Origin of the sequence: Faecalibacterium sp. IP-1-18 (assembly GCF_023347355.1) — a bacterium.
Lineage (GTDB): Bacteria > Bacillota > Clostridia > Oscillospirales > Ruminococcaceae > Faecalibacterium > Faecalibacterium prausnitzii.
In genome coordinates this window covers 1,033,223-1,045,565 of the sequence record NZ_CP094472.1, presented here as the reverse complement: position 1 = coordinate 1,045,565, position 12,343 = coordinate 1,033,223, and the positions used below count along the sequence as shown (strand labels likewise).

Sequence of the window (12,343 nt, the reverse complement as noted above, 5' to 3'; positions counted from 1 at the left end):
CTTCTCATGGACGATCTTGACCGCAAAATCCTCACCCTTCTGGCAAAAAACGCACGGATGCCCGTCAAAGAAATTGCGGAGCAGGTGTCGCTTACCAGCCCGGCAGTCTCCAGCCGTATCCATAAGCTGGAAACGGACGGCATCATCAGCGGCTATACCGTCACACTGAACCGTCCGGCAGACCGGATGTATGTGGATGCGCTCATCAGCCTTTCGGTTGCCCCCTCCAAGCAGGATGCCTTTCTGGAGCTGCTGCAAAACAGCCGCGAGGTGCTGCAATGCTACCACGTTACCGGTGCGTACACCTTTCTGGTCAAGGTCAGCTGCGGCAGCATGGCACAGCTGGAGCACCTGATTTTGCAGTTCCAGAAGCTGGGCACCACCAGCACCCAGATCATCCTGTCCACCCCGGTGAACCACGGCGATCTGGACGCTTTGATGCTGTAAGCGAGTGTTGTTCATAAAACTGTTACTTTTTCCCTGCAATTTTGCGGTGCGGTGGTTCGTATCCAGAATAGCAGCCCAAAACCGGCACACACTACCTGTAACGTGTGCGCCCGGCTGCACCTTCCACACACAGCACTATGAAAGGAAATGCAATACTATGAAAAAATTCATCGCCGCCCTGCTGGCAGGGCTGACTCTGTTTACTTTGGTGGGCTGCTCCGGCGGAAGCAAGGCCGACAGCTCCACCCCCAAGGACTACTCCCAGATCATCCACGACGCCCGCAGCGACGAGGACAACGAGTACGATATGATCTTTACCAAGGGCGAGGACGGCAAGTTTACCGCCATTGACGGTTACAGCGCCGAGTACAAGGCCGACCAGCTGAACGAAGAGATCCGGGACATCCTGATGCCCCCGCTGAACCTGGAGGATGACCAGTATACCGCCTTTGCCGCCAGCATTTCCAGCATGATGGTGCGCAGCTACGCCGTTGCCATCGTGAAGCCCGCCGAGGGCAAGACCAATGAGGTGAAGGCCGCACTGGAGGCCTATGTTGCCAGCGAACAGCAGTCCATGGAGCATTATCTGGAGGATCAGTACCTCGTGGCTAAGGCCGCTACCGTCACCGTAGCCCCCACCGGCGAGGTGGTTCTGGTTTGCGCCGAGGATCACGACACTATTCTGGCCAACATCGAAAAGGCTTTGGCCGCGTAAAAAGTTTTTTGAAACCGCACTCTGTATAGGGTGCGGTTTCTTTTTGCGGCGGGTTATGCTATAATACCCCTTGGATCCATACATCCGCAGGAGAAAAACTATGAGCAAAGCAACCATCGTCATCCCCAATATCAACGGCAAGGGCTGGCTGAAGGACTCCATCGAGTCCATCTACGCCCAGACCGAACAGGATTTTGACCTGATCGTGGTGGACAACGGTTCCACCGATGAAAGTCTGGAACAAGCCCGCAGCTACTGCACCCGCCCCAATTTTACCCTGATCGAAAACGGGCGCAACACCGGCTTTTCCTACGCAGTGAATCAGGGCATTGCCCGGGCGCAGAGCAAGTATGTGGTGCTGTTCAACAACGATGCCTTTGCCGAGCCGCAGTGGCTGGCCGAGCTTTTGCGCACCGCCGATGCGGACCCCAAGATCTTTGCGGTGCAGAGTTTGATGATCCGGCACTTTGAGCGGGAACTGGCCGATGATGCCGGGGACTATGTAACATGGATGGGCTTTGCCTGCAAGACCGGCGATGGCCGCCGCGTCAGCCGCTACACCAAGCAAAAGCGTATCTTTTCGGCCTGCGGCGGCGCAGCGCTGTACCGCAAAAGCATTCTGGACGAGATCGGCGGTTTTGACGAGCACTTTTTTGCCTACTTTGAGGACGTAGACCTGAGCTGGCGCGCCAACAATGCCGGCTACAAAAATGTGCTCTGCCCCGCCGCCAAGTGCTACCACATCTGCGGTGCCAGCACCGGTGCTGTGCGCTACAACGCCTTTAAAAGCCAGCAGAGCGGCCGCAACAGCATTCTGCTGCCACTCAAAAACGAGCCGCTGCTGATGCTGGTACTCAACTTTATCCCGCTGGCGCTGGGCTATCTGCTCAAGTGCTACAAGTTCCACAAGCAGGGCTTTGGCGAGGCTTGGGATAAGGGCATGCACGAGGCCTTTGCCCTGCTCAAAGCGGGCAAACTGGACAAGCGTCCCTTCCGCTGGCGCGATCTGCCCAACTACATCCTGATGGAACTGTGGATGATCTGGAACATGGTGCCCTACCTGTGGTATCGGCTGGTGGTGGTACGGTTTGATTTGAAATAAAACGTACAAAAAACACCCGACTGTGAAAACAAACGCACAGTCGGGTGTTTTCATTTACATTTTACGCTGCGGTACTGGCGGCATCCTCAGCGGCGGGGGCTTCTGCCACGGCGCTGTCAGCGCCCGTTTCTGCCTGCGCTTCCGGCTGGACAGCCGAGGCAGCAGCCGAATCTGCCGCAGCAGAGTCTCCGGCAGTTGCCAGAATGGCGTCCTGCACATCGCTTTCTGCCATAGGCTCCGGCTGCGCGGCAGCGGAGCTTGCTGCGCTTTCGGGTTTCGTCTCACTCTCGGTCAGGCCGGTCAGATACCAGCTGCCGCTCTGGCGCTCGAACAGGTAATCCATATACTTGGTGGGGGTGTCCGAGGAGGGGTTGATGATGCTGTCATCTGCGCTGGCGGTGGGGATGTAGCCCACGGTGACGTGCAGCTTGCCGCTGCGCTTGAACAGCTTGACCACGGTGGCGCGGTAGTAGCCCACCGTACCGGTGATGGGGATTTTGTAGCACTGGGTGGTCTCGTCAAACTCGACGGTCATATCCTCCATGTCAAAGCTGCGGTGGGTCAGCTTGAAGCCGGGGCCCAGCAGCTTTGCCAGATAGGCGTCCACCTCCACCAAGGGCAGCAGCAGCTGCTCGGTCTCGGGGTCAGTATTGTAGTTTTCAAAGCCGCCCTGCGTCTCCTGAATACTGTACACACAGCCCCACACGGCTGCTTCCCGCAGGGTCAGGTCGTCGATGTTCTCAATGCCGTCAAAGGGCATGGGGTCGAACAGTACCAGGCCTTCCAGCTTGTCCTCGTATTCCTGCTTTTGTGCGGTATCGTCAAACAGGTTTGCCACAAGGCCCACACCGGCCCGCAGCACCGTGATAAACCCGATGAGCACCAGCACCGTGATCAGCAGACCCAAGGTCTGCCGCCAGCGGCGGCGCTTGATCCGGGCGTGTTCTTCCGGGGTGATCGTATTTTTCATTGGTCTGAGTCTCCCAAAGTTTTTTGTCTACCCAACAGTATACCACATCCGGCCGCAGAGTGCAAAACCTGTACCGGTGGTTTTTTTGTGAAAGCAGGTTTTTTATTCCCAGTCCTTCCATATTTCGGGCTGATAGCCCACAGTGGCCTTGCGTCCGTTGCGCACGATGGGGGTCTTGAACAGCTGCTGATTTTCAAACAGCTTATCTTCTTTCTGCCAGTCCACCAGTGCATCCAGCAGCGCAAGGGTCTGCTTGTCCTTTGCTGCCGGATTTACCAGCGCTTCCCAGCCGCCCAAGGCGCGCGCCACGTTATCAAACTCGCCCCGGCTCATGCCCTTTTCCTTCAGGTCGATCATCTGGAATTTAATGCCGCGCTCCTTGAAATAGCGCTGCGCCTTTTTGGTATCAAAGCACTTGCTCGTGCCAAAGATCTGGATATTCATCTTATCTCCTCCTGCCGGTTCCCGGCGGTCTTATTGTACCACACCGTAAACCGCTTGCATAGGCATAATTTGCGGCAAAACGGGCAATGCTTTCCGCAAGGAGGTGTTTGCATGAACGCATTCGTAGACCCTGAACTGTGCATCGGCTGTACCCAGTGCGCCGGGCTGTGCCCCGCCGTGTTCCGCATGGAGGGCGTTCTGGCTGTGGCAGAGCCCGGCCCCATCCCGCCGGAGGAGGTGCCGCAGGCCGTCACCGCAGCTCAGAGCTGCCCGGTAAGCGCCATCCGCATCGAGGAATAAGCCCGGCATCGCTAAGGCTGCTGCACAGCTTGTGCGGCAGCTTTTTTTGCCGCAGGACGATTTGAAATGCCCTCCGCGCTGCTCCGGGCATAAGCAGCGGAAGAATATTATAAATTATGCGATTGTCGCGGCTTACAAGCCGCGACAATCGCATTTTTACGAGAGATGGCATCACGAAAAGCAGCCACTTCTCTTTTTTGCGCAAAAAGTTCCCGCGCGGTACAGTTTTGTGCTATACTATAAGATGTGAGATTACGCAACGGAGGAACTGCATTATGCGTTTACTGGTCATTGACGGCAACAGCATTGCCAACCGCGCTTTTTATGGCATCAAGCTGCTGACCACCAAGGACGGACGTTATACCAACGCCATCTATGGTTTTTTAAACATTCTGCTCTCCCTGCTCAAGGAGTGCCAGCCGGACGAGGTGGCCGTGGCTTTTGACCTGAAAGCCCCCACCTTCCGGCATAAAATGTACGATGGCTACAAAGCCACCCGCCACGCCATGCCTGAGGAGCTGGCGCAGCAGATGCCGGTGCTCAAGCAGCTGCTGGCAGACCTTGGCTACCGCACCGTTACCGCCGAAGGCTGGGAGGCGGACGATATTCTGGGTACACTGGCTGCTGCCTGCGCCGCCCGGAAGGACGACTGTTTCCTTGCCACCGGAGACCGGGACAGCCTGCAGCTGGTAAGCGAGAGCACCACCGTGCTGCTTGCTGCCACCGTAATGGGGCGCAGCAAGACCGTGGTGATGGACGAGGACGCCATTCAGGAAAAATACGGCCTTGCGCCCAAGCAGCTCATTGAGGTGAAGAGCCTGATGGGCGACACCTCAGATAACATCCCCGGCGTGAAGGGCATCGGCGAAAAGACCGCGCTTTCGCTGGTGCAGGCCTTCGGCTCGCTGGAGGGCGTGTACCAGAACATTGACGACAAGCGCATCAAACCCAAGCAGCGGGAGCACTTGTTGGAAGACAAGCCCATGGCCGAGCTGAGCCACACGCTGGGCACCATCCGCACCGATGCCCCCATCGACACCGCCGAGGGTTCCTACACCGTGGGCGAGGGCAATAAACCCGCCGCCGTGCGGCTTTTGCAGGAGTTGGAGATTCATTCCCTGATCCCGCGGTTCGGGCTGGACGGCGTAGCGCCGGAAGCCGCCGCCGAAGAACAGGCTGTGGAGCTGCCGGAAGCCGACCTCGCTTCCCTGCCCCTGACCCCCGCCGGGCATTATCTTGTGGCTGCCCGCCCCGCCGTTACCGGCAAGCAGGGCACCCGCAACGTGGTATTGCAGCCGGAAAGTTGGTACGCCGTGCAGGACGCCACCGTCTATCCGCTGGAAGATGCCGACCTAGTGCGGCTGCTGGACAACGCCGATGTAACGCTGGATGTGTTCAACTCCGCGCCCCTGTACGCCAAGGCCATGGCCGCCGGCGGCTGGGGCAGCAGCATCGTCTGGGACGGCAAACTGGCCGCCTATCTGCTGGACGCCTCCGCCTCCAAGTATCAGATCAGCGAGCTGATCCCCGCCTACAAGGCTGCTGCCGCCTTTACCTGCACCGATTACCCGGACGCCGGGCGGCTGGCCGATCTGTTTGCCCGGATGAAGGCCGAGATCACCGCCTGCGGAGAGGATGCACTGTACAACGAGATCGAGTTCCCGCTGGCACAGGTGCTGGCCGATATGACCCGCACCGGCGTGCTGGTGGATAAGGACGGCATCGAGCAGTTCGGCGTAAAGCTGCGGGAGGAACTGGAACAGGTGCTGACCCGCATCCACATGGAGACCGGCAGCGCTACCTTCAACCCCAACAGCCCCAAGCAGCTGGGCGAGATGCTGTTCGACACCATGGGTCTGCCCCACGGCAAAAAGACCCAGCGCGGCTGGTCCACCGACGCCGAAACGCTGGAAAGTCTGCGCGAGTACCCGCTGGTGGAGGACGTTTTGCAGTACCGCGCCTACCAGAAACTGAACTCCACCTATGTGGAGGGTCTGCTCAAGGTCATTGGCAAGGACGGGCGCATCCACTCCACCTTCAACCAGACCGAAGCCCGCACCGGACGACTCTCCTCCGATAATCCCAACCTGCAGAATATCCCCATCCGCACCGAGCTGGGCAGTCAACTGCGTGCCTACTTTGTTGCAAAGCCGGGCTGTGTGCTGGTAGATGCGGATTACAGCCAGATCGAGCTGCGCATCTTGGCGCACATCACCGGAGACGAGCACATGCAGCAGGCCTTTTTGAACGGCGAGGATATCCACCGCAGCACCGCCGCCAAGATCTACGGCATCCCGCAGAGCGAGGTGACGCCCCGGCTGCGCTCCTCTGCCAAGGCCATCAACTTTGGCATCATGTACGGCAAGGGCGCGTACAGCCTTTCCAAGGATATCGGCGTGACCGTGAAGGAGGCAGACGCCTTCCTCAAGAACTATCTGGCGGCCTTCCCCAGCGTGAGCGGCTATATGGACAAGACCATCGCGGACGCAAAGGCAAACGGCTATGTATCCACCCTGTTCGGCCGCCGCCGCACCCTGCCGGAGCTGGCCAGCACCAACTTCAACGTGCGCGCCAGCGGCGAGCGCATGGCCCGCAACACCCCCATTCAGGGCACCGCTGCGGACGTGATCAAGCTGGCCATGGTGCGGGTGTGGAAGCGTCTGCGGGACGAAAAAATGGCCAGCCGCCTGATCCTGACCGTCCACGACGAACTGATCGTAGAGGCCCCGGAGGCGGAGGCCGAGCAGGCTGCCCGCATCCTGCGGGAGGAAATGGAAGGCTGCGTGCAGTACGCGGTGCCCCTGAGCACCGATGTGCACGCAGGCAAAAACTGGCTGGAGGCACACTAAAATGATCATTCTCGGAATCGAGTCTACCTGTGACGAAACTGCTGCTGCACTGGTGGAGGACGGACGGCACCTGCTGAGCAACGTCATCTCCACCAGCGTCAAGGAACAGGCGCTGTACGGCGGCGTTGTGCCGGAGATCGCCAGCCGCCGCCACTGCGAGTTTATCAGTGCTACGGTCAAAAAGGCTCTGCTGGACGCCGGCAAGACCATAGACGATGTGGACGCCGTGGCTGTCACCTTTGCGCCAGGGCTCATCGGTGCGGTGCTGGTGGGCGTGAATTTTGCCAAGGGGCTTGCCTACTCAGCAGGCAAGCCGCTGGTGCCGGTGCACCATCTGCGGGGACACATCGCTGCGCTCTACCTGACCCACCCGGAGCTCAAGCCGCCCTTTTTGTGTCTGGTGGCCTCCGGCGGGCACAGCCACATCGTGGAGGTGCAGGACTACACCCACTACCACATTCTGGGTCATACCGTAGACGATGCTGCGGGCGAAGCCTTTGACAAGGTGGCCCGCACACTGGGTCTGCCCTACCCCGGCGGCCCCAGCGTAGCCGCCGCCGCAAAGACCGGCGACCCCAAGGCCTACCGCCTGCCGGTACCCCATGTGGAGGGCAAGTACAACGTGAGCTTTTCCGGCTTAAAGACCGCCGTGCTCAACGAGGTGAACAAGGCTCAGATGAAGGGCGAGGAAGTGAACGTGCCCAACCTTGCCGCCAGCTTTCAGGAGCGCATTGCGGGCATTCTGGCCGAAAAACTGCTGCTGGCTGCTGCCGATACCGGGGCAAAGCAGGTGTGCCTTGCCGGCGGCGTAGCCGCCAACGGCCGTCTGCGCCAGCTGGTAAATGACGGTGCCCAGAAGCTGGGTGCAAAGGTTTACCTGCCGGAGCTGAAGTTCTGCGGCGACAACGGCGCGATGATCGCCGCACAGGGCTACTACCAGTACATTGCCGGGCATACCGCCGGGCTGGAACTGAACGGTCTGCCCACCCTGCCCATCGACTATGAATAAATACAACATCGGAGGTGTTCCCATGACTGAGCGTAATCCTATCCTGCAAAGCCTGTTCGACCGCAAGTCGGTGCGGGTGTATGAAGAAAAACCCATCCCTGCCGAGATGAAGCAGGCCATTTTGGAAGCTGCCGCACAGGCGCCCTCTGCGGGCTGTCAGCAGCTGTATACCATTTTAGACATCACCGACCCGGCACTGAAAGAAGCGCTGGCCGAAAGCTGTGACCACCAGCCCTTTATTGCCAAAGCACCGCTGGTGCTGGTGTTCTGCGCCGACTGCAAAAAGTGGTACGACGCCTACTTAGAGGCCGGCTGCACGCCCCGCACCCCGGGCGTGGGCGATTTGATGCTGGCAGTCACCGATACCGCCATTGCCGCCCAGAACGCCGTAGTCGCCGCCGAAAGCTTTGGCATCGGCTCGTGCTACATCGGAGACATCATGGAAAACTGCGACACCCAGCGCAGTCTGCTGCATCTGCCGGACTATGTGTTCCCAGCAGTAATGCTGGTGTTCGGCTGGCCCACCCAGCAGCAGAAGGACCGCGTAAAGCCCCAGCGCTGCGCCATGGAGCATATCGTGCACGAAAACGGCTACCGCACCATGGACGGCGCAGAGCTGCGGGATACCTTTGGCTACAAGGCTGGCAACACCCCCTTTGACCAGTGGTGCACCGCCTTCTGCAACCGCAAGTATAACTCCGATTTCTCCAAGGAGATGACCCGCTCGGTGGAGGAGTACCTGAACCAGTTCCGGTAATCTGAACCGCAAATTACAGCAACAAAAAGCGGCAGCTGCACGGTGTTTTGTGCAGCTGCCGCTTTTCTCGTTTATCTTTGGTTTTCCGCAAACAGTGCGCCCAGTTCCGGCAGGATATCATGCGGCAGCATCCCGTACTCGCCGCGCTTTGCGGCGGCGCGGTCGGCGGCGGCACCGTGCAGGTATACCGCACAGGCAGCAGCTTGGTAGGCGGGCAGACCGCAGGCCAGCAGCGCCGCAAGCATCCCAGCCAGTACATCCCCGCTGCCGCCCCGGGCAAGTCCCGGGTTGCCGGTGGGGTTCACACACACCCGCCCGTCCGGGCTTGCCACCACAGTGCGTGCGCCCTTCAGCACCACCACGGCGTTCCACGCCTTGGCATAGCGCAGGGCGATGCCCTCCCGGTCGGCGGCAAGCGCTGCCGCCGGAAGCCCGGTCAGCCGCGCCATCTCGCCGGGGTGCGGGGTAACTACCAACTCCCCTGCCGGGTGCGGAAAGGGCTTGCCCTCGGTCAGCAGCTGCGCGGCGGCGTTCAAACCATCTGCGTCCAACACCGCAGCCCCCGCAAAGCCGGGCAGCAGCTGCTGCACCAGCGTGCGGGTCTCGGTGGCCCGGGCGGCGCTTTGCGCTGTGCCGCCAAGGCCGGGGCCCAGCAGCAGCACGGTGGCCTTCTGCCGCCGGAGCAGCGGCACATTTTCCGGCGCAATGCCACACTGTGCGCCCTCTTTACAGGGGCACAGGCAGCACTCCGGCAGGCGGGTGACAGCAGCGCTGACCACCGGCTCCACACTGGCAAGGGTAACGATGCCCGCCCCGGTGCGCAGTGCACCCTCGGCTGCCAGCAGCGCAGCGCCCCGGTAAAAGGCACTGCCCGCCACCGCCAGCACACTGCCAAAGGTGCCCTTATGGCTGTCCCGGGCACGGCGCGGGATGCTTTGCCAGACAAATTCTTCGGTAATTTCCACAGCCATGGGCGCACCTCCAGAGAACGATTTCAAATGCCCTCTGCGTTGCTGTGGGCATTTTTAGCGGAATCATTATTTTAAGATTGTCGGTTTGGAAAATCTGCGGATTTTCCAAACCGACTTTTTCACAAGAGAGGAATTTTTTCGGGATAACTTTTACGCCTGTCCCTGCACAAGGGCACGGATCTGCTTTTCCACGTTCTGCACTTCCTCGTGGAACATCCGGGCGGACACGCGCAGTGCGCCGTGGCCAAGGATGATGACCTGCTCCATACCGTCCGAGGTCGCCACACGGACGCGGCGGCTCTTGCCGATCTCATGGGTGACCCGCTCGATGAACATATCGGCGGTCTCGGCCTCCTTGGTATAGACCACATGGATGTTGTGGTACTGCTCGATGGCGCCGGGGCTGCCGGGCACGCGGTAGGCATCGAACACCAGAATGAGCACGCATTTCTGGTAGCCCTGATAGTTGCACAGGATGTCCATCAGCTTGCGGCGGGCGGCGTCCAAGCTTTCCTTCGCCAACGCGTTCAACTCGTCCCACGCAAAGATGATGTTGTAGCCGTCCACCAGCAGATACTCCGGGGCAATTTCCCACTGCTCTGCGGCAAAATCCGGGCGTTCGGTCTTTTGCACCGGGCGGAACGCCGCCAGCGGGTCCCGCTTGATAGGGCCATAGGTGCGCTCAAAGATCTTGAGCAGTTCGGCGTCCTCCTCCAGCGTGGCGCGGTAGGCCATGGCGCGGCGCTGGGGCGCAGCCTGCACCTCCGGGCGGGCGGGCTTTGCCTTGCCCCAGCCGCTTTCAACGTGCATATGGCTGCGCACCTCGCTCCACGGCACCACAAAGCCCGCACCATGGGCGCAGAACACGGAATCTGCGGGGTTGTCCAGATCATGCTCCGGCTGGTAGCCGGTTTCTGCAATGACCTCCTGTGCATTGTGACAGGGGCGGTAACCGTCCAGTGTCAGGCTCAAATGTCCCCTGCCCCGGGTGTAGCTGACCACCTCCATGGGGTAGCTGCGCATGGTGGATACCGGCGCAAAGCCGGTCAGGGTGGCAGTCTCCGCGCCGCTTTCCGGCGGGTCAAAGCTGCCCTCCATGCGCTGGATATCGCTCATGGCGCGGCCGATGTTCTCCACCGGCACCTCCAGCCGGAAGGCATACCACGGCTCTAGCAGCTGGCTTTTGGCCAGCATCAGTCCCTGCCGCACGGCGCGGTAGGTAGCCTGCCGGAAATCGCCGCCCTCGGTGTGCTTGAGGTGCGCTTTGCCGGCAAGCAGGGTGATTTTTACATCGGTCAGCGGTGCGCCGGTCAAAACGCCAAGGTGCTGCTTTTCTTCCAGATGGGTCAACACCAGACGCTGCCAGTTTTTGTCCAGAACCTCTTCCCGGCAGTCGGCGGCAAACTGCATCCCGCTGCCCCGGGGCAGCGGTTCCAGCAGCAGATGCACCTCGGCATAGTGGCGCAGCGGCTCGTAATGGCCTACGCCCTCCATGGGCTCGGTGATGGTCTCCTTATACAAAATGCCGCCCGGGCCAAAGAATACTTCCAGCCCGAACCGCTCTGCCAGCAGGCTGCGCAGCACTTCCAGCTGCACCTCGCCCATCAGCTGCACATGGATCTCGCCCAAGCTTTCGTTCCACACCACATGGAGCTGGGGCTCTTCCTCTTCCAGCCGGTGCAGCTTGCCCAGCGCGGCGTGCACATCCGCGCCCTCCGGCAGCAGCACCTGATAGCTGAGCACCGGTTCCAGCACCGGCACATCGCTGTCCCGCTCTGCCCCAAGCCCGGTGCCGGGCTTTGCATGGGTCAGGCCGGTCACGGCACACACCTGTCCCGGGCCGATGACCTCAGTCAGGGTATACTTTGCGCCGGAGTACAGCCGCAGCTGGTTTGCTTTTTCTGCCCACGGCTCGCCGTCTGCTTCGCCGGTGAGCAGAGCCTTTACCTTCAGTTCCCCGCCGGTGACCCGCAGCCATGTCAGGCGGGTGCCCTGCTCATCCTGCGATACCTTGAACACCCTTGCACCAAAGGCGTGCAGCGCCGGGGCTGGGCGGGTGTAGCGGTCAAGCCCCTCCAGAAGTGCATCCACCCCGTCCAGCCGCAGCGCTGCCCCGAACCAGCACGGAAAAACGTGCCGCCGGGCAACTGCGGGGATGATGTCTGCATCGGTCAAGGTTCCCGCGTCCAGCATTTTTTCCATCAGCTGCTCATCGCACAGCGCCAGTGCTTCGTTGCGGGCGGCAGGCTCTGCACCAAAATCCACAAAGCCCTCGCCAAGGCGGTGGTTCAGCTGGCTGAGCAGCTGTTCCCGGGTCATGCCGGGCAAGTCCATTTTATTCACGAATACAAAGGTAGGCACATGGTAGCGCCGCAGCAGCCGCCACAGCGTTTCGGTATGGCTCTGCACGCCGTCCGTTCCGCTGACCACCAGCACGGCGTAATCCAGCACCTGCAAGGTGCGCTCAGTCTCGGTGGAAAAATCCACATGGCCGGGGGTATCCAGCAGAGTAATGGCAGTATTGCCCGCCGTAAGCAGCGCCTGCTTGGAAAAGATAGTGATGCCGCGTGCTTTTTCCAAGCTGTCGGTATCCAGAAAGGCGTCTCCGTGATCCACCCGCCCCAGCTTGCGGATGGCACCGGCGCGGTAGAGCATGGCCTCGGAGAGGGTGGTCTTGCCGGAGTCCACATGGGCCAGAATGCCCAGTACGATCTGTTTTTGCGTTGTTTCCATGCACTGCTCCTACAGGAAGCTGCTTTCGTAAGCAGCTTCTAAAAAT

General features: G+C 60.4%; 11 protein-coding genes. 7 read left to right on the top strand and 4 right to left on the bottom strand.

Annotated features, from left to right (window positions below; genetic code table 11):
• Window positions 1-6 precede the first annotated feature (6 nt).
• The 3 genes from MTP43_RS05035 (at window position 7) to MTP43_RS05025 (ending at window position 2,264) form a co-directional block, all read left to right on the top strand.
• Window positions 7-447: an Lrp/AsnC family transcriptional regulator gene (locus MTP43_RS05035; protein WP_015536797.1), complete on the top strand. Its 441-nt coding sequence runs from the start codon at window positions 7-9 to the stop codon at window positions 445-447.
• Between the two features lie 157 nt (window positions 448-604).
• Window positions 605-1,162, top strand: a complete 558-nt coding sequence (locus tag MTP43_RS05030) for a DUF4358 domain-containing protein (protein ID WP_005925156.1) — start codon at window positions 605-607, stop codon at window positions 1,160-1,162.
• Between the two features lie 100 nt (window positions 1,163-1,262).
• A complete protein-coding gene (locus MTP43_RS05025) occupies window positions 1,263-2,264 on the top strand; it encodes a glycosyltransferase family 2 protein (RefSeq protein WP_005925153.1) in 1,002 nt (333 codons plus the stop codon).
• A 61-nt stretch (window positions 2,265-2,325) separates the two neighbouring features.
• On the opposite strand, the gene MTP43_RS05020 is transcribed toward MTP43_RS05025, so the two are convergent.
• Together MTP43_RS05020 and MTP43_RS05015 are read right to left on the bottom strand one after the other, a co-directional pair.
• Window positions 2,326-3,234, bottom strand: a complete 909-nt coding sequence (locus MTP43_RS05020) for an Ice-structuring protein (RefSeq protein ID WP_249235138.1) — start codon at window positions 3,232-3,234, stop codon at window positions 2,326-2,328.
• A gap of 102 nt (window positions 3,235-3,336) precedes the next feature.
• Entirely contained in the window at window positions 3,337-3,678 is a 342-nt protein-coding gene (locus MTP43_RS05015) for an arsenate reductase family protein (protein ID WP_005925148.1), read from the bottom strand.
• Between the two features lie 111 nt (window positions 3,679-3,789).
• On the opposite strand from MTP43_RS05015, the gene MTP43_RS05010 reads away from it, so the two are divergent.
• The 4 genes from MTP43_RS05010 (at window position 3,790) to MTP43_RS04995 (ending at window position 8,593) form a co-directional block, all read left to right on the top strand.
• Window positions 3,790-3,978 carry a ferredoxin gene (locus MTP43_RS05010; RefSeq protein WP_005925145.1) on the top strand — a complete coding sequence of 63 codons (189 nt, stop codon included), beginning with the start codon at window positions 3,790-3,792 and terminating at the stop codon, window positions 3,976-3,978.
• A 275-nt stretch (window positions 3,979-4,253) separates the two neighbouring features.
• The gene (gene polA, locus MTP43_RS05005) at window positions 4,254-6,827 is read left to right on the top strand and encodes a DNA polymerase I (protein ID WP_117528121.1); all 2,574 of its coding nucleotides are present in this window, start codon (window positions 4,254-4,256) and stop codon (window positions 6,825-6,827) included.
• Between the two features lies 1 nt (window position 6,828).
• Complete coding sequence (gene tsaD / locus MTP43_RS05000) at window positions 6,829-7,836, top strand: tRNA (adenosine(37)-N6)-threonylcarbamoyltransferase complex transferase subunit TsaD (protein ID WP_117528123.1); 1,008 nt, start codon at window positions 6,829-6,831, stop codon at window positions 7,834-7,836.
• Between the two features lie 22 nt (window positions 7,837-7,858).
• On the top strand, window positions 7,859-8,593 hold the full coding sequence (locus tag MTP43_RS04995; RefSeq protein ID WP_117528125.1) for a nitroreductase family protein: 735 nt from the start codon (window positions 7,859-7,861) through the stop codon (window positions 8,591-8,593).
• A gap of 71 nt (window positions 8,594-8,664) precedes the next feature.
• Here MTP43_RS04995 and MTP43_RS04990 read toward each other — a convergent pair whose 3' ends face one another.
• A complete protein-coding gene (locus tag MTP43_RS04990) occupies window positions 8,665-9,564 on the bottom strand; it encodes an NAD(P)H-hydrate dehydratase (protein WP_117530167.1) in 900 nt (299 codons plus the stop codon).
• A gap of 150 nt (window positions 9,565-9,714) precedes the next feature.
• Window positions 9,715-12,297, bottom strand: coding sequence for a translation factor GTPase family protein (locus tag MTP43_RS04985; RefSeq protein WP_249235137.1), 2,583 nt, complete (start codon window positions 12,295-12,297; stop codon window positions 9,715-9,717).
• Between the last annotated feature and the right edge of the window lie 46 nt (window positions 12,298-12,343).

Coding starts and splice junctions, on each gene's coding strand:
- MTP43_RS05010 (WP_005925145.1), top strand. CDS start 3,790: ATGAACGCATTCGTAGACCCTGAACTGTGCATCGGCTGTACCCAGTGC.
- MTP43_RS04985 (WP_249235137.1), bottom strand. CDS start 12,297: ATGGAAACAACGCAAAAACAGATCGTACTGGGCATTCTGGCCCATGTG.
- MTP43_RS04995 (WP_117528125.1), top strand. CDS start 7,859: ATGACTGAGCGTAATCCTATCCTGCAAAGCCTGTTCGACCGCAAGTCG.
- MTP43_RS05035 (WP_015536797.1), top strand. CDS start 7: ATGGACGATCTTGACCGCAAAATCCTCACCCTTCTGGCAAAAAACGCA.
- tsaD (WP_117528123.1), top strand. CDS start 6,829: ATGATCATTCTCGGAATCGAGTCTACCTGTGACGAAACTGCTGCTGCA.
- MTP43_RS05030 (WP_005925156.1), top strand. CDS start 605: ATGAAAAAATTCATCGCCGCCCTGCTGGCAGGGCTGACTCTGTTTACT.
- MTP43_RS05020 (WP_249235138.1), bottom strand. CDS start 3,234: ATGAAAAATACGATCACCCCGGAAGAACACGCCCGGATCAAGCGCCGC.
- MTP43_RS04990 (WP_117530167.1), bottom strand. CDS start 9,564: ATGGCTGTGGAAATTACCGAAGAATTTGTCTGGCAAAGCATCCCGCGC.
- MTP43_RS05015 (WP_005925148.1), bottom strand. CDS start 3,678: ATGAATATCCAGATCTTTGGCACGAGCAAGTGCTTTGATACCAAAAAG.
- polA (WP_117528121.1), top strand. CDS start 4,254: ATGCGTTTACTGGTCATTGACGGCAACAGCATTGCCAACCGCGCTTTT.
- MTP43_RS05025 (WP_005925153.1), top strand. CDS start 1,263: ATGAGCAAAGCAACCATCGTCATCCCCAATATCAACGGCAAGGGCTGG.